Source organism: Pontibacter russatus, from assembly GCF_009931655.1.
In the GTDB taxonomy this organism is placed as follows: Bacteria; Bacteroidota; Bacteroidia; order Cytophagales; family Hymenobacteraceae; genus Pontibacter; species Pontibacter russatus.
Genome location: NZ_CP047984.1, coordinates 1,838,813 through 1,856,884 on the forward strand (window position 1 = coordinate 1,838,813; position 18,072 = coordinate 1,856,884).

The 18,072-nt window shown below is 55.5% G+C and carries 8 protein-coding genes; 5 read left to right on the top strand and 3 right to left on the bottom strand.

Going from position 1 to position 18,072, the window contains the following annotated elements; all coding sequences use genetic code 11:
• Positions 1-374: 374 nt before the first annotated feature.
• The 5 genes from GSQ62_RS07355 to GSQ62_RS07375 all read left to right on the top strand — a co-directional run bounded on the left by GSQ62_RS07355 (position 375) and on the right by GSQ62_RS07375 (position 12,116).
• Complete coding sequence (locus tag GSQ62_RS07355) at positions 375-3,884, top strand: VCBS repeat-containing protein (protein ID WP_161888907.1); 3,510 nt, start codon at positions 375-377, stop codon at positions 3,882-3,884.
• Between the two features lie 212 nt (positions 3,885-4,096).
• Positions 4,097-5,446, top strand: a complete 1,350-nt coding sequence (locus GSQ62_RS07360; protein ID WP_161888908.1) for a vanadium-dependent haloperoxidase — start codon at positions 4,097-4,099, stop codon at positions 5,444-5,446.
• 97 nt (positions 5,447-5,543) lie between these two features.
• The gene (locus GSQ62_RS07365) at positions 5,544-9,098 is read left to right on the top strand and encodes a VCBS repeat-containing protein (protein WP_161888909.1); all 3,555 of its coding nucleotides are present in this window, start codon (positions 5,544-5,546) and stop codon (positions 9,096-9,098) included.
• A gap of 148 nt (positions 9,099-9,246) precedes the next feature.
• On the top strand, positions 9,247-9,786 hold the full coding sequence (locus tag GSQ62_RS07370) for a hypothetical protein (RefSeq protein ID WP_161888910.1): 540 nt from the start codon (positions 9,247-9,249) through the stop codon (positions 9,784-9,786).
• Positions 9,787-9,869: 83 nt separating this feature from the next.
• Entirely contained in the window at positions 9,870-12,116 is a 2,247-nt protein-coding gene (locus tag GSQ62_RS07375) for a CRTAC1 family protein (RefSeq protein WP_161888911.1), read from the top strand.
• Between the two features lie 2 nt (positions 12,117-12,118).
• On the opposite strand, the gene GSQ62_RS07380 is transcribed toward GSQ62_RS07375, so the two are convergent.
• The 3 genes from GSQ62_RS07380 to GSQ62_RS07390 all read right to left on the bottom strand — a co-directional run bounded on the left by GSQ62_RS07380 (position 12,119) and on the right by GSQ62_RS07390 (position 18,056).
• Positions 12,119-15,715, bottom strand: a complete 3,597-nt coding sequence (locus GSQ62_RS07380; RefSeq protein ID WP_161888912.1) for a VCBS repeat-containing protein — start codon at positions 15,713-15,715, stop codon at positions 12,119-12,121.
• Between the two features lie 87 nt (positions 15,716-15,802).
• A complete protein-coding gene (locus GSQ62_RS07385) occupies positions 15,803-16,378 on the bottom strand; it encodes a DUF6252 family protein (protein WP_161888913.1) in 576 nt (191 codons plus the stop codon).
• An 85-nt stretch (positions 16,379-16,463) separates the two neighbouring features.
• Positions 16,464-18,056 (bottom strand): RagB/SusD family nutrient uptake outer membrane protein, encoded by a 1,593-nt coding sequence (locus GSQ62_RS07390; protein ID WP_161888914.1) that lies wholly within the window; start codon positions 18,054-18,056, stop codon positions 16,464-16,466.
• Between the last annotated feature and the right edge of the window lie 16 nt (positions 18,057-18,072).

Below are 18,072 nucleotides of genomic sequence, written 5' to 3' on the forward strand. Positions count from 1 at the left end.
CCAAGTCTCTTAACAGAATGACTGGAGATAGTTACTTTAGGATTTCAGGCTAAAACGGTCCTGGCCGTGCCACGGTGGGTTCGCATATCTCCCTAAGCCGCTTCTTTCGAATCAAAAAATGAACTTTATTTCTGCAATAAGTGCTAAGCATTCAGGCGGCTGCTGAGTTGTTTTTCGTGGATGAAAGCTTTTACACCGTTATCAGGAATCCTACTTCTGGAGAGCGATTTCGCAGTAGCCGGCTCTCTCGCCGGGAACCGGATTTATACATGCACCTGTGTATTTGAACTTGCGGCAAGATGTACTAATTTGGAAGCTTTCTTGCGTCTGTACATACCTTAAGCTCTGCCTACGCCTGATTTGCCCCACACCATATGAAGCATATAGTTTTCTTTTTTATAGGCGCCGCGTTTCTGCTGAGCAGCTGCGAGGAAAAGGAACCCCAGCTCTTCCAGCTACTGTCGCCGGACGATACGGGCATCACTTTCAGCAACAACCTGCCCGAAAACGACACCCTCAACGCCATTGAGTACGACTACCTGTACAACGGCGCCGGCGTGGCCATCGGGGACATCAACAGCGACGGGCTGCAGGACATTTTTTTTGGTGGCAACATGGTGACGAGCAGGCTGTACCTGAACAAGGGAAACCTGCAGTTTGAGGACATCACCGAACAGGCGGGCGTTGCCACCGACCGCTGGGTAACAGGCGTTGCGATGGCCGATATCAACAGCGACGGCCATACGGATATATATGTCTGCGTGGCCGGGCCGAACAAAACGGCTGAAAAGCCCAACATGCTGTTTGTGAACAACGGCGACGGCACCTTCACGGAGTCTGCCCGGGCATATGGCCTGGCCGATACGGGCTACAGCACCCAGGCCGCTTTCCTCGACTATGACAAGGACGGCGACCTGGACATGTACCTGCTCACCAATGCGCTGGAGAGCTTCCCGCGTAACAACTCGCGCCCAAAGAAAACCAACGGCCAGGGCCTGAGCACCGACAGGCTGTACCGCAACAACGGCGACAACACGTTTACGGACGCGTCCAGGGAGGCCGGTATCCTGCTGGAAGGCTATGGCCTGGGCGTGGGCATTGCCGACATCAACAACGACGGGTGGCTCGACATATATGCGGCGAACGACTTCATCACAAACGATATCCTCTACATTAGCAACCGCGACGGCACTTTCACCGACAAATCGCGGCAGTACCTGAAGCACCATAGCTGGAATGCCATGGGAACGGATATAGCCGACTTCAACAACGACGGCCTGCTGGACATTGTGACCGTGGACATGCTGCCGCCCGACAACCAGCGGGAAAAAACCATGATCGGGGCCGCCAACTACGACCGCTTCAAGCACAACCTCACGCTGGGCTACCAGCCGCAGTACATCCGCAACACGCTGCAACTGAACAACGGCAACGGCACCTTCAGCGAAATCGGTCAGCTGGCGGGCATCCACCGGACAGACTGGAGCTGGGCTCCCCTGTTTGCCGATTACGACAACGACGGCCGCCGCGACCTCCTCATCACCAACGGGTACCGCAAGGACGTCACCAACCTCGACTTTATCATATACAAGCGCCAGGAAGGGCGGTTTGGAGATGATGCGAGCCAGTCCAAGGCGATGGCCAAGCTGATAAAAGAGCTGCCCGGCGTGAAAGTACACAACTATATATACCAGAACACCGGCAACCTCTCCTTCGCGGACAAGTCTGAGGAGTGGGGCCTGGACGCTCCCTCCTACACCAACGGCACCGCCTTTGCCGACCTCGACAACGACGGCGACCTGGACCTGGTGATGAATAACATCGACGAGGCCGCCTTTATATATCGGAACGAGGCCAACACGCTGCCCGACCGGCATTACCTGCGCGTAAAACTGGAAGGCGATGTACTGAACAAAGCCGGGCTCGGCGCCAAACTCACCCTCACCTCCAACGGCCAGCAGCAGTACCACGACCACTCGGTGTACCGCGGCTATAAGTCCACAGTGGAGAACGCGGTGCACTTTGGTTTGGGCAAAGCCACGCAGGCAGACGCCCTGGAAGTGATATGGCCGGACGGCAAACAGCAGACCATCCGGAACATAAAAGCCGACCAGGTGCTGACCTTGCGCCACGCCGATGCCACCGTGCCAGCCCCTTCCCCCGCCCCTGCTGCCATTGCCACACTTTTCAAGGCGCAGGACAGCACCGCCACCGGCATCAGTTACCAGCACAGGGAGCATGACTTTATAGACTTTAAGCTGCAGCCCCTGCTCATGCAGAAGTACTCGCAGGGTGGCCCTGGCATGGCCGTTGGCGATGTGAACGGAGATGGCCTCGAGGATTTATATATAGGCGGCTCTTCGGATACCCCCGGAAAGCTCTACCTGCAGGCAGCGGCTGGCACTTTCAAAGAAGCCGCCCTGGCGGACGCACCAAAACACGGCGATGACATGGGCAGCCTCTTCTTTGACGCCGACAACGACGGCGACCTTGATTTATATATCGTGAGCGGCGGAAGCGAGTTCAAGGACGGCTCGGCGGAGTACCAGGACCGGCTCTATATGAACGACGGCAAAGGCTCATTTGCCCCGGCCCCTGCTGCGCTGCCCGGCATCAAGTCCAGCGGCTCGTGCGTGGTGGCGGCTGATTATGACAAAGACGGCGACCTCGATTTGTTTGTGGGGGGTCGGGTGGTGCCGCAGCGTTACCCTTTGCCTGCCAGCAGCTACATTCTCCAGAACAATGGCGGCACCTTTACGGATGTGACCGAAAAGGTATGCCCCGCACTGAAGCAAATCGGGCTGGTTACTTCCGCGCTCTGGACGGACGCAGACCAGGACGGGCAAATCGACCTGCTGCTGGCTGGGGAGTGGATGCCGGTCACTTTGCTCAAAAACAAGAGCGGCAAGTTTGAGGACGTGACAAAAAACACGGGCCTGCAGGAGGCTGTGGGCTGGTGGAACAGCCTGGCGGCGGGTGACTTTGACAGCGACGGGGATATGGATTATATAGGCGGCAACTTCGGCCTCAACTCCGACTACAAGGCCTCCCCCGAAGAGCCCATCACCATCACGGCAAAAGACTTCGACAGCAACGGCAGCATCGACCCGGTGCTGGGCCGCTACCTGATGGGCCAGAATTTCCCCGCCCACCCCCGCGACGCCATGACCGACCAGATGGTGTCGATGCGCAGGAAGTTCCAGACGTTTGAGCAGTACGCGGGCATCGGCTACAACGAGCTTTTCTCGGAGGAGGATTTAGCGGATGCCGTGGTGGCGCAAAGCACCCACCTGCAGAGCAGCTATATCGAGAACCTGGGCAACGGAAAATTCAAAATGACAGCGCTCCCCATACAGGCGCAGTTCGCCCCGGTGTTCGGCATTACGGTGAACGACTACAACGGCGACGGTAACCTGGACCTGCTGCTGGCGGGCAACAACTACGCGACGGAGGTGCAGACAGGCTGGTACGATGCCTCCATTGGCCTATATATGCAAGGAAACGGGAAGGGCGGCTTCGCCCCTGTTCCGGTTACGGAGAGCGGTTTTTTTGTGGATACGGATGCGAAGGGCATGGCCGAACTGGCGCTGCCGGAGGGAAAAAGCCTGGTACTCTCCGCCTCTAACCAGGGGCCGGTGAAAACTTATATATATAAGCAGCGGCACAGCGCCCTGCCACTCCGGCCCTCCGACGCCTGGGCAACTGTTACACTGCAGGATGGCCGGAAAATGCGGCAGGAGTTTTACTACGGCTCCGCGTATTTGTCCCAGTCGTCCAGAACACTGGCGGTGCCCGCAGGGGCGAGGGCCGTAACCATATACGACTTTGCCGGAAAGGGCAGGCAAGTTGACCTGCAGGAGGACAAACTGGCGCTCCGGCCTTAGCCGATAACTGGTCTGTGCTGCTGTTTTGGATAGGCTGTCTAGAGTAATGCTATCCCCAGCATGTGGTGCTGAATATTTGTGGCCAGAGCCGGAACTTGTTTTATATAAAAGTAATTGGTTACTTACAACTGCTATGGTGGCTTGTTTTTGTAAACCCTTGTACAGAAACAAATTAACAGAGATTATAGCACACCTACACCCTTTCAACACATATGAAGAGTCTTAAATCTTTACTGTACTTACTGCTGATCCCCCTCCTGCTGGGCTGTGAGGAAAAACACGATATAGCCGGGCTGGACAAGTTTTCGCAGTCGCAGCTGATTGTGTGGAACGGGCACCTGAGCGAGATCATCATCAAGGACATCTTTAACCCGCCCGTGGCCAGCCGCATCTATTCTTACCCCAACATTGCGGCCTACGAGGCCCTGGCCCCTGCCTACCCGCAATACGGCTCCCTTGCCAGCCAGCTCAGCGGCCTGCCGGACGTGCCCCAGCCGGATACCACCCAGGAACTTTACCTGCCGGTGTCGAGCATCATCGCTTTCTCTACCGTTGGCAAAAAGCTCATCCTCGACGAGCTGAAGATGGAGGAATACGAGGCCAAATACCTGGCGCAAATCAAAAAGATAGGGATAAAGGAAGAGGTGCTGAACAACTCCATCGCCTACGGACGGCAGGTGGGCGAGCATATACTGGCCTGGTCTAAAAAGGATGGCTACACAGAAACCCGCGCCCTCACGCGCCACGTCATTTCCAAAGAGCCCGGCGCCTGGCAACCCACCGCCCCGGACTATATGCCTGCCGTGGAGCCGCACTGGAGCAAAATGAGGCCTTTTGTCATGGACTCGGCGGCGCAGTGCAAGCCTTCTTTGCCCACCGCCTTCGACTCCCTCGCCACGTCCGACTTTTACAAGGAGGCGATGGAGGTATATGACGTTGTGAAAAATATTGACGAGGACAAACTGCTGATAGCCCGCTTTTGGGATGATAACCCGAACGTGTCGTACACCACCGGCCACGTGACCTACTTCAAGCAAAAGCTGACGCCCCCGGGCCACTGGATGTCTATTACCAGTTCCGCCATCCGCGACAAAAAACTAAATATGATAGAGGCCGCCGAAACCTACGTGATGGTGGCCACCGCGGTAGCCGACGGTTTCATCAGCTGCTGGGACGCCAAATACGCCTACAACTCCATCCGCCCGGACACCTATATAGAGCGCTACATCGACGCAGACTGGGACCCGGTGCTGCAGACGCCTCCGTTCCCGGAGTTCCCGAGCGGGCACAGCGTCATATCAGCGGCGGCGGCCACCGTGCTCACCCACAAGTTCGGCGACGCCTATGCTTTTGTTGATTCCACGCAAATGGCCATTGGTCTGCCGCCGCGCCAGTTCAGCTCCTTCAACGAGGCTGCGCTGGAGGCAGGGGAAAGCAGGATATACGGGGGCATCCACTTCCGCCCTGCCTGCGACCTTGGCGCAGAGCAAGGCAGAGAGGTAGGCGACCTGGTGGTCACGAAGTTGAAAACCCGTGGCGGTGAGCGGACAGCAAAGCTGTAGCTTGCAGCCAGTTCTTCCACCCTGATGATTACTTATTATTGAAAAGCAGTCTGCATTGGCTAACAGGCCGGCATGCTGCTTTTTTCAATTACCACACATGCACGCACCAACCAAAATCGCCCTGCCTAACAAGCTGAAGAATGTAGCGCTTGCTATGCTTGTGCTGCTTGCCAGCTGCAACCCCGAGCCGGAAAAGGAAACCGCCGCTACAGAGCCGGCAACAGCTACAGCACCTCCCCTGTTTCAGAGCCTCCCGGCCGAAGAGACGGGCATCACCTTTGCGAACACGCTCACAGAGACGCCTACCCTGAACGTGCTGGAGTTTGAGTACTTCTACAATGGCGGCGGCGTGGCCATGGGCGACTTTAACAACGACGGCCTGCAGGACATCTTCTTTTCGGGCAACATGGTGCCCAGCAGACTCTACCTTAACAAAGGAGATTTAAAGTTTGAGGATATAACCCGGCAGGCAGGCATCAATACCTCCGGCCGCTGGGCGAGCGGCGTGGCCGTGGCGGACGTGAACAGCGACGGTTACCAGGATATCTATGTCTGCGTGACAGGTAAAGTAGCGCCGCAGCAACGCCGGAACCTGCTCTATATAAACAACCAGGACAACACCTTCACCGAGGCGGCCGGACAATATGGCCTTGCCGACGACAGTTACTCCACGCACGCCGCTTTCTTCGACTACGACAAGGACGGTGACCTGGACCTCTACCTGCTCAACCACACACTGGAAGAAAAGAACCCGAACCTGCTGCGCCCCCAGTTAAAAGACGGTTCCGGGAAAAACACAGACAAGCTATACCGCAACAACGGCAACAATTCCTTTACAGACGTCTCGAAAGAAGCCGGTATACTGGTGGAGGGACACGGGCTGGGTGTGGCCATCAGCGACATCAACCGGGACGGGTGGCCGGATGTGTATGTGTCCAATGATTACCTGTCGAACGACATTCTTTACCTGAACAACAAAAACGGCACCTTCACCGACAAGGCAGCGGCTTACTTCAAGCACCAGAGCCAGTCGGCGATGGGCAACGATGTGGCCGACTTCAACAACGACGGGCTGGTGGACATCATCACGGTGGATATGCTGCCGGAAGACAACCTGCGGAGTAAGCTGATGTTCGCGGGCATGAACTACGACCGCTTTGTGGGGGAACTCATGAACGGCTACACACCGCAGTATATGCGCAACACGCTGCAGCTGAACAACGGCAACGGCACGTTCAGCGAGATGGGGCAACTGGCAGGCGTACACAGCACCGACTGGAGCTGGAGCCCGCTGCTGGCCGACTTCGACAACGACGGCTACAAGGACCTGCACATCACCAACGGCTTCCCGAAGGACATCACCAACCGCGACTTTATCATGTACCGCATGCAGGGCCTCAACAGCAGCATGCCGATGGACGAACTGAACAAGCAGCTGATGGAGATAATAAAGCAGCTGCCGAGTGCCAGGAAGCCGAATTATATATATAGGAACAAAGGCGACCTCACGTTCAGCAACCAGACCAGCGCCTGGGGCCTGGATGTGCCTTCTTTCTCAAACGGCGCCGCTTACGCCGATTTGGACCATGATGGCGACCTGGATCTGGTTACCAACAACATCAACGAAAAAGCCTTTGTGTACCGCAACAATGCCGAGAAGCAGCTGGGCAATAACTTCCTGCGGATAAAGCTGCAGGGAGACAAAGGGACCGCAGCCGGATATGGCGCCAAGGTAAAACTGACGCTGGACGGCAAGGAGCAGTTTCAGGAGTACTCGCCTTACCGGGGCTTTATGTCGACGGTGGAGCCTTTCCTGCATTTCGGGTTGGGGCCAGATTCGGTGGTGGCGGCCGTGGAAGTGACCTGGCCGGATGGCAAAGTGCAGCGCCTCGGGAATGTGAAGGCCAACCAGGTGCTCACGCTGCAGCAGAAAGATGCCGCCGCTGTGAGAGAATCAAAGAAAGCACCTGAGCCGCAGTTGTTCCAGCGGGTAAACGCGACGCACAGGATAGACTACACGCACATAGAGGAGCCCTATATAGATTTCAAGGTGCAGCCGCTGTTGCCGCACAAGTACACGCAAAACGGGCCGGGCATAGCGGTAGGCGACATGAACGGCGACGGACTGGATGATTTCTATGTGGGCGGGGCCTTCAAATATCCCGGCAGGGTTTTCCTGCAGTCCAGGAACGGCACCTTCACCAGCACAGCCGTCACGGACCAGACGAAGTACGAAGAGGATATGGGCAGCCTGCTCTTCGACGCAGACGGCGACGCAGACCTGGATTTATATATCGTGAGCGGTGGAAACGAGTTCCCGGCCAACTCGCCCTATTATCAGGACAAGCTTTACCGGAACGATGGCAAAGGCAACTTCACCCTGGATGCGCAGGCGCTGCCCAACACCACCGCCAGTGGCTCGTTTGTGACCGCGGCTGACGTGGACACAGACGGCGACCTGGACTTGTTTGTTGGTGGCAGGGTGTCGCCGCAGCAGTACCCGGCTCCGGCGGAGAGCTATATCCTGCTGAACGAGGGCGGGAAGTTCCGAAACGCCACCGCGCAGGTGTGCCCGGACCTGCAAAAGCTGGGGATGCTCACCGCCGCCCTCTGGACTGATTTCGACAATGACCGTGCCGTTGACCTGGTTGTGACGGGAGAAGGCATGCCCATCACTTTTTTCCGAAATACTAAAGGCAAATTGCAGAACGTAACGGCCGCCACCACGCTGCCTAACACCAGCGGCTGGTGGAACAGCCTAACCGGCGGCGACTTTGACGGCGACGGCGACATAGACTATATGGCCGGAAACCTGGGGCTGAATACCAAGCTGAAAGCCTCGGAGGCAGAGCCCGTGAGCGTATATGCCGCCGACTACGACGGCAACAGCAGCATGGACCCCATCGTGGCGCACTACGTGATGGGCAAAAACGTGCCGGTTCGGCCGCGGGATGATATCTTTGACCAGATGGTGTCCATGCGCCGGCGCTTTGCCACCTACGACAGCTACGCCCGCGCCTCTGTGACGGAAGTGCTTTCTCCCGCAGAACTGAACAAGTCCTACGTGCTGAAAAGCGTGAACATGCACTCGAGTTATATCGAGAACCTGGGCAACGGCAAGTTCCTGATAAAAGCCTTGCCTGTGGAGGCCCAGTTCGCCCCAGTATATGGCATGACGGTGCATGACTATGACGGCGACGGCAACCTGGACGCGCTGCTCACGGGCAACTCACAGGCCCCGGAAGTCATCAGCGGCGCTTACGACGCTTTTACCGGCCTGTATCTCAAAGGGAATGGCAAAGGTGGTTTCCAGCCTGTGCCGCTGCAGCAAAGCGGTTTCGTGGTGGACGGTGATGCGAAAGGCATGGCGAATCTGACACTGTATAACGGGAATACGCTGGTGCTGGCAGCCAACAACAACGGCCCGCTGCTGGCTTATACCGCGGGCACCGGAAATGGGGCACAGGTTGTTCACACCAATCCTTCAGACGCAAGACTGGAGATCATGCTTGATTCAGGAAAGAAAATCGTGAAGGAGCTTTATTACGGCTCCGGTTATCTTTCACAATCTACCAGAAGCGTTGCCCTCCCCCGGAATGCCGTGTCGGTGGTGGCTTTTGATTTTGAGGGTAAGAGCAGAAAGGTTAAGTAAAATGGGTTGTGGGGGTAAAGCCCCTGTTTTTTACCTGCCCTTCAGAGGAGTGGATTCCTGAATCGACTGAACTAATTCCCCTCCTTGAAGGGGCAGGGGTGGGTTTCTTTTTTATTCGCACTATTCATCAGTTAGCTGTTATTTATATATGAAGAAAGCATCAATATTAGCAGCTTTGATTATGGCAGTTTTTGGCTGTGAAACTAAAAACCCTGAATCCATTACAAATAAACCTTCAAAAGCTGACTATCAAAAAAATAAAAACTCCCGATTTACAGTAATAAGCGACACATCAGAAACAATAGCTGTTACCCATGGGAGTAAAAAGCTCTGGGAACCGACTGAAGAGCAAATCTTTGACATTGAGGCCATAATAAAGACAACAATTGCAAACGACCCCGGCGTTGGGAACAGACACCTAAAACCTGACAGCATAGAAAGCATTTACAAGCAATATGTCTGCTTTGTTGATAGCAATGGCGATTCTTTAGTTTATATAAACGCCTCCTGCAGAGTAAGAGAAATACTGGTGACCGATTCTGTAACGAATGAATTAAAATTCAAAAAGTTTGATTGGCGGAACAGTCTCTTCGGAACAGTATTGGACGGAGGAGATTGCTTCTGGAATATGTTAATCAACTTCTCCGAGAAAAAAACTTTAGAATTGAATGTAAATGGAGAAGCTTAAAAAATCAACGGCTAACAAGGCATAAAAATAGCACAGATACGATGTTTCCGCCTCCTATATATAGCAGAGTTATTCCCTGCCTTTTGCTTTCTGCCCTGCTCCTGCTGACTTCCTGCAAGGAAGAAAAGCAGGAAGACGGGAATGCCCCGATGGTGACGCTACTTGAAGAGGTGGCGCAGAAGTTCTACGTACCCGGCAACCGGTTTGCGAACCATGCCCGCGTCGCCCACTTCGACACGCTGGCCGCCAAATCCGCAGGCCGGGAGAAATTTGATTACGAGTACCAGAAAGCCACCGAGCTGCTGCGGTCAGGAGACCCGGAAGGAGCGGCAAAACTGTTTGAGAAACTGCACCAGCAACTGCCGCAGGTGGCCTACAGCTTTACCCCGAAAGACCAGGGACTGGCCGACAGGCTGCAGGCGGATATCGCGCAGGCTTACCTGCGCTTCGGCGAGCAGGAAAACTGCCTGATCAACCACACCTCCGCCTCCTGCCTCTTCCCCATCGCCAGCCCGGGGTTTCACCAGTTGCCGCAGGGCTCCCGCAAAGCCATCGAGCACTACACCGCGCTGCTAACCCGGAACCCGGAAGCGCTGCACTACCGCTGGCTCCTGAACATTGCCTATATGACCCTGGGCGAATACCCCGACAAAGTGCCGGCGCAATGGCTGATACCCATAGAAAGCCAATCTGAAGTCGCCGTGGCCCCTTTTGAGGAAGTGGCCGGAGACCTGGGCGTGGATGTAGACGCCATCTCCGGGGGCTCCATTGTGGAGGACTTCGACAACGACGGCTACCTCGACATCATGGCCTCTTCTTACGGATTGCGGGACCAAATCCGGTACTTCCGCAACGAGGGCGACGGCACCTTCTCGGACCATACCGGAAAGGCAGGCCTGAAAGGCATCACCAACAGCCTGAACATGGTGCAGGCGGACTATAACAACGACGGCTATATAGATGTGCTGGTGCTGCGCGGTGCCTGGTTTGAGCAGCACGGCAAGCAGCCCAACTCGCTGCTGCACAACAACGGCGATGGCACCTTTACCGATGTGACGGCAGAAGTTGGCCTGCTTTCTTTTTACCCTACCCAGACAGCGACCTGGAGTGATTTTAACAACGACGGCTGGCTCGACCTGTTCATCGGCAACGAAACGGCGGACAAGTTCAGCCCGAACCCCAGCGAGCTATATATAAACCACCGGGGTGTTTTTAAAAATATCGCGAAGGACGTGGGCCTTGAGTTGAACCGGTATGTCAAAGGCGTCACCTCCGGCGATTTCGACAACGACGGCTGGCAGGATTTATATGTCTCCACGCTATATGGCCAGAACTTTCTGTTCCGGAACCTGGGCTTGGGGCGCAACGAGCAGCTCAAGTTTGAGGACGTGACAGCGCAGGCGGGCCTGGCCAAGCCGATGATGTCGTTCCCCACCTGGTTTTATGATTTCGACAACGACGGCTGGCTCGATATTTTTGTCTCCGGCTTTAAGTTCAGCAAAGACCCCAGCGTATCCTACAATGTGGCCGCCGAGTACCTGGGCCTGCCGAACCAGGCTGAAAAAGCAAGGCTTTACCGCAACAACCGCGACGGCACCTTCACGGACATCGCCGAAGCAGCGGGCATCAACAAAGCCCTGTATTCCATGGGCAGCAATTTCATGGATATGGACAACGACGGCTGGCTGGATATGTACCTCGGCACCGGCGACCCCAGTTTCGAGTCTATCATCCCCAACAAGCTGTACCGCAACAACGCCGGTAAAACGTATCAGGATGTCACCACCGCTGCGGGTGTGGGGCACCTGCAGAAAGGGCACGCCGTTTCGGTGGGGGATATAGACAACGACGGCGACCAGGATATCTATACCGTGATGGGCGGCGCATATGAAGGCGACAACTACCGGAACGCCCTGTTTAAAAATACCTACCAGGGCAGCGCCACGGCTGGCAATAACTGGATATCAATAAAGCTGGAAGGAGTAAAAGCCAACAAAGCCGCCATCGGCACCCGCCTGAAAATAACGTTTACGGAGCAGGGAAAGCAGCGAAGCATATACCGGGACGTGAACTCCGGGGGAAGTTTCGGAGCCTCTGCGCTGCGCGCTGAGATGGGCCTTGGCCGGGCTACCAAAATTGACAAGTTGGAGATCCTGTGGGCAGGCTCAAACCGGAAACAGGTGTTTGAAAATATAGCCGCCAACCAGTTTATATATATTAAAGAAGGAGACAGCCAGGTAAAGAGACTTGACATCCGGAAGCTGGATTTACAGATGAAAAAAGGTGCGCACGATTTACACCATGCGCACCTCCCGAATCAGTTGGAGTAAGCCTATGGCTTCGTCGGCTTGCCTTTAGTAGCAATGTGTTTCGCCTGCGCTACGTCTGTTATCGTTGTCCGTACCTTTCCTGCCTTGTTTATGATCTGAACTGACTTTGTCCCGGCTGGCAGCCACAGGGTTCTGGAAGAATGGGACAAGTACCCGGAGCCATAATAGAATTCCTGCTTCCTTTTCTGGCCGTCAGGTAGTGTGAGGATGGCGTAGGCGTCGGATGACAGAACGGGCACAGCATATAGTTCAGCCGCCGGACGCGCACTTTTGTATGCCCGCAGGCTGTCGTTGTGCGAAGCGATGAGTACCAGCGGACTTCCTTCTCTGGCCTTTAGTTCTGCCATGCCTTTGGCATCCGAATCCACCGCAAAGCCGCTCTTGCTGATAGCAACCGGGGCGAACTTCCCTTTGCCATTGCCTTTCAGATATAAACCGGTAAACGCGTCATACCGCCCCACCACCACTTCCGTTGCATAGGAGTTCCCGACCAGCAGCAGGTCCAGGTGGCCGTCGCCGTCGTAGTCGTTCACCGTAATGCCGCACACCGGGGCGAACTGCGCCTGTATGGGGAGCGCTGTCATTTTGAATTTTCCGTTGCCCAGGTTCTCGATGTAGCTGCTTTTAAAGTTCTCGCTCTTCGCCACGTAAGCACCTTGCAGCCTCTCTGCCGTAAATATCTCGTCAAACGATTTGCTGGCGTAGTCTTCGTAGGTCCTGAATTCCCGCCGCATCGACACCATCTGGTCCGTCATATCGTCCCGCCCGTGTACCAGTTGCTCTTTTCCCTGGATATAATGCGTCATCACGGCATCCGTCGTGCCGCTCTTGTCAAAGTCTTTGGCATATACGCTTACCGGCTGCTCCTCCGAAGCCTTGAATTTGGAGTTGAGCCCCAGGTTTCCGGCTATATAGTCCGTGTCGCCGTCATTGTCGAAATCACCGGCTGCCAGGCTGTTCCACCAGCCGCTGGTACCGCGGAGCCCCGTCGTGGCGGTCACATCTTCCAGTTTGCCGTTTGTGTTCTTCAGAAACGTGAGCGGCATCCACTCTCCCGCCACCACCAGGTCGATGGCATTGTCGTTGTCAAAGTCTGTCCAGAGCGCGGAGGTCACCATGCCTAAATCAGAGAGCACCGGCCCGACGGTTTTGGTCACGTCAGAAAACTTGCCCCCGTTGTTCTGCAGGATGTAGCTCTTCGCGGGCAGCGGAAATTGCCTTGGCTGCACCCTTCCCCCCACAAACAAATCCAGGTCACCGTCCTTGTCGTAGTCTGCCGCCGCCACACACGAACCGCTTGCGTCTATATGGGGTAACGCCTTTATATCGAGCATGAAATTACCTTTTCCATCGTTGATATAGAGCCGGTCCTGATAGGCGCTGTCTCCGGCGGGGTACTCGCTTCCGCCGCGCACGATATATAAATCCAGGTTGCCATCATTGTCAGCGTCGAAGAACAGGCTGCCCATATCCTCCCCGGGTTTCTCCTGTGTAGCAAGTGCGCGTGCGCTGAAGCTTCCGTCGCCGCCCTGCCAAAACAATGCTCCGGCTTGGGTGGAACCGCCGCCTACATAAAAGTCCTCCAATCCATCTCCATCTATATCCCCCACCGATATGCCGGGCCCGTTCTGCGAGTACTTGTGCGGCAGCAGCGGCTGCAGTTTGAAGTCTATATACTCCTGGCTTTTGTCCTGGTAGGCAATGCCTACAGCCGCTGTTATATCTTCGAAAAGGGGAGCTACTTTATCTTCAGGCTTGCTCTTTTTGATTGTAGCATCCCTGTAATTCACCACAAGCACCTGGTTGGGCTTTACATTTTTCAGCACCTGCTGCTTGCCGTCAGGCCATGTGATTTCTACTTCCTCTACCACCCCGGCAGACCCCAGCCCGAAGTGCAGCGTGTTCTCCACTGTCGATTGGAATCCTCTGAAAGGATACTGCTCGGCCACCTGCATTTTGCCGTCATACCGCAGCGTTGCCTTTGCCCCGATGCCCGCTTTGTTCTTATCAGGTCCGTTAAACTTCAGGCGGAGGTAGTTTTTACTGCTCGCTTCCTTTTCCCCGCGCCGCTCCGACACCATGTTCTGGTATAGATAGGGCTCCTCGTCCACGTTGCTGATGACAATATCTAAATCCCCGTCATTGTCCAGATCAGCATAGGCGGCCCCGCTCGAAAAAGACTCCTGGCCCAGCCCCCAGTTGACGGACTTGTCGGTGAAGGTGAGGTCGGCATTGTTCCGGTACATGAAGTTGTGCTTTTTCACCCCCTCCATGGTCTCGGCCATCTTCACCAGATGTTCTCCGGTGCCCTCGTTGCCAAAGCTGGACCTCATCTGCGTGACATAGTAGGTCGCAAAATCCAGGTGCGTGATGTCTTTGCGGATGCCGTTGGTGATGAAAAGGTCGCGGTTGCCGTCGTTGTCGAAATCGGCCAGCAGGGGCGCCCAGCTCCAGTCGGTGTAATGGATGCCCGCCAGCTGGCTTATCTCGCTGAAGGTGCCGTTGCCGTTGTTCAGCTGCAGGTTGTTGCGGACGTACTGCGGCATATAGCCCCGCTGCAGCGCCAGCTGAAACTCATCGTAGTTCTTCACCCCGTTCATGAGCTTCTGCCGCCGGCTGTCGTCGGGCATCATGTCCAGGCTAATGATGTCCAGGAGCCCGTCGTTGTTGAAATCGGCGATATCCGTCCCCATCGAGAAGTGGCTGGTGTGCTTCAGGTAATCGCGGATACTTTCGGTGAAGGTGCCGTCCTGGTTGTTTATATATAAAAGGTCGTCATATATAAAATCGTTCGACACGTAGATATCCGGCCACCCGTCCTGGTTGATGTCCCCGATGCCCACGCCCAAACCGTAGCCCTCTTTTGTGATGCCCGCTTCCCTGGCAACATCGGTGAACGTGTTGTTCCCGTTGTTCCGATAGAGCCGGTCCACACTTGTGCCCTTGCCCTGCCCGGGTTTGGAGGCGAGCACATTTGGGTTCACCTTCGCGCGGTTTACGGTGGCCAGGTACATATCCAGGTCCCCGTCCAGGTCATAATCGAAAAATGCGGCCTGGGTAGAGTAACCGGTATCGGCCAGCCCGTATTTCTCCGCCTCCTCCACAAACTTCGGAGCATTGCCCGCACCGATGCCCTTGTTTATATATAAAAGGTTCTTCCGGCGGCGGTCATCCTTGTAACCCGACATGCAGACGTATATATCCAGCAGGCCGTCGTTGTTTATATCCACGATGGAGGCGCCTGTCGCCCAGTCGCTGGTTTCTACGCCCGCCTGCTGCGTTATATCCTCAAACTCGAATTTTCCCTTGTTCAGGTACAGCCTGCCGGACACCATGTTGCCCGTGAAGTATATATCGGGCAGCCCGTCGTTGTTCAGATCGCCCACCGCCACGCCGCCGCCATTATAGAAGTACTCGAAATTGAGCAGGTTGATGGAGTCGTTGGAGGTGAGTTGGTTCTTGAACGTAATGCCCGTTTCGGACGGGTACCGCAGCTCAAACATACTTTCTTCCTGGCCGCAGCCTGTAAATGCCACCGCCACAAGAAAAATAAGGATTGCTCTCACCAAATCTGAGATGCTGTTGAAAGTCAGGATCATGGTACCTGTGTGGCTCGTAAACTGCGAAGGCTACACCCGTTTGTCTGCCGGGGTGAAGCACCTGAAAACTGACAACAACCCTGTACCCTAAAAAGTGACATCTTCGATTTTACCGGCCACCACCGTATAGGTTGTTTCTTCAGGCACAGACATGCTGAACCCAAAACTGCCAGACACGCTGTAGTCGGCCGCATTGTACTCCGTAATCTGCAGTTCCCCGTTGCTGATGCCGCCCTCATACCTTGCCTTCGTCTCCTCCAAAGCGCCATTAGAAATGCGCGTTAAAAAATAACCCTTCCCTTTGGCGTCAGTTCCACCCCCAAGCCGGTAGGTGCCCACCTTGTCTTCATCCAGCTTCACCGACAATACAATGGCCGTCGTATCCGCGCCCTGCACCTGCACCCCGATAATAGTAAGGGTATCGCCGGGTTCTGTGAAGGCGCTGGCACCATTGGATACGGTGCGCGTGCCCAATTTAAAACTTCCCTTTGACGATGCCCAGTCTGCGTTGTTCACCTTTGCCGTAATGCTGCTTTGGGCGGTGCTTGCCGGAGTAGGCGCGTCGTCGTCGCTGCTGCAGCCCGGCAGCACCAGCAGGCCGGTAAAAGCAGCTAAAACACAGGTGCTGAATTTGTTATATACTTTCTTCATTTTGATATTCATTTTACAGTTCCGTTAAAATAGGAAAAGGATCGCAAACCGCGACCCTTTTCCTTATTCTTTTACGCTTTAATCTGATATGGCCAGGCTAGAATCCGGGGTTCTGGTCGCCCTGCAGGGCAGGGTTTCTGTCAATCTCGGCCTGCGGTATCGGGAACAGCTCGTTCTTGCCAACCTGGAATGGTCTTCCCATCGCGTTCAGCACTTCGGATGCTCTGCAGGTCCTCACAAGGTCGAAAAAGCGGTGCCCTTCAAAGGCAAGCTCCCTGCGACGCTCCTGAATGATGATGTCTCGCAGTTCGGCCTGGCTCACGCTGGTGACAGCCTCTGGGCAGGTTGCGCCCGGAAGACTTTCCCTGGCACGCTTCCTGACTGCGTTCAGCGACTCCAATGCCTCTTCTGTTCTGCCCAGTTCATTCAGCGCCTCTGCGTTCCACAGCAGCACGTCAGCATAGCGGATAAGCGGTATGTTGAGCGGGGAGTTGCCGGCACCTGTCAGCTGATCTTCGGGTATCAGGAACTTCTGGATGCTGTAACCGGTGCGTGACCAGGAAGCGGCATACGTCAGTCCATTGATTTCATCACCCGGCTCCAGAATAGAGTACTCCAGGCGCGGATCGCAGGGCTCGAAAGCCTCATATATGTTGTTCACCTTGATGTCGGGGTTACCGCCATAGTTGTCTGGTGTGTTCGGCCCGATCGGGGTGCTGAAGCCCCAGCCGGATATATCCGCAGTACGGGGCGACAGCCACTGGTTGAGCATAACGCCGTCGTTCTCGCTTGCCCAGCCGCCTGTGCCGCCTACTGCCTGCACCGCGAACACAATCTCAGGGCTGTTTTCCCCTTCCAGCAGGAACAGTTCCTCAAAGTCAGGCATCAGCCTGTAGTTGCCCGAGTTGATGATGGCGTTTGTCAGTTCCACCACCTCCTCGTACTGGTCTTGCGTAGCCCACGGCGTTTCAGCACAGCCTTCAGGAGTAGACTGCCAAAGCAGGCTTTTAGCCAGCAGCGCCCGGGCAGCGCCTTTCGTTGCCCGGCCTACATCCGCCCCTGAGTAAGATTCAGGAAGCACCTCAATGGCCTCCCGCAGATCCTGCTCCATCTGGTTCCAGTTTTCCTCGATAGACGCCGGGCGGGCGACAAACACTTCATCCGGATTAAGCACGCTCGTTATGATCGGAACACGTCCATAGGCTTTCACCAGATCGAAGTAGTACTGCGCCCGCAGAAATTTGGCCTCCCCCAGGATTCTGGCTTTCAGTGTTTCGTCCATCTCGATTTCGGGCACGCGCTCCAGCACCAGGTTTGCCCGGTACACCCCGTCATAAGACTGGCTCCAGAAGTCCATCAGCAGCGGGGCGCTGGCCACCTGCGTAAAATACTGGAACTGCAGAATTTCGGCATAGTCCTGGTCGTCCGTGCTTCCTTTGTCGGTGTCTCCGCCCACCACGTCTCCGAATATCCAGTCCATGCGGGAATGGACATCCCATTGCAGGGGATCGTAAGCGGCGTTCAGGGCGGCCAGGGCGTCTTCAGCCGTGGTATAGAAGTTAGCGGTTGTTAGATCAGACAGCGGCTTCCTATCCAGAAACTCCTCCTCACAGGCCTGCAGCACCATCCCACCCGCGAGCAGCCCACCGGCAATAAGGGACAGCTGTATCGTTTTTCTATAATTTATCATGATTTGTTTGAGTTAA

Coding starts and splice junctions, on each gene's coding strand:
- GSQ62_RS07355 (WP_161888907.1), top strand. CDS start 375: ATGAAGCATATAGTTTTCTTTTTTATAGGCGCCGCGTTTCTGCTGAGC.
- GSQ62_RS07360 (WP_161888908.1), top strand. CDS start 4,097: ATGAAGAGTCTTAAATCTTTACTGTACTTACTGCTGATCCCCCTCCTG.
- GSQ62_RS07365 (WP_161888909.1), top strand. CDS start 5,544: ATGCACGCACCAACCAAAATCGCCCTGCCTAACAAGCTGAAGAATGTA.
- GSQ62_RS07370 (WP_161888910.1), top strand. CDS start 9,247: ATGAAGAAAGCATCAATATTAGCAGCTTTGATTATGGCAGTTTTTGGC.
- GSQ62_RS07380 (WP_161888912.1), bottom strand. CDS start 15,715: ATGATCCTGACTTTCAACAGCATCTCAGATTTGGTGAGAGCAATCCTT.
- GSQ62_RS07385 (WP_161888913.1), bottom strand. CDS start 16,378: ATGAATATCAAAATGAAGAAAGTATATAACAAATTCAGCACCTGTGTT.
- GSQ62_RS07390 (WP_161888914.1), bottom strand. CDS start 18,056: ATGATAAATTATAGAAAAACGATACAGCTGTCCCTTATTGCCGGTGGG.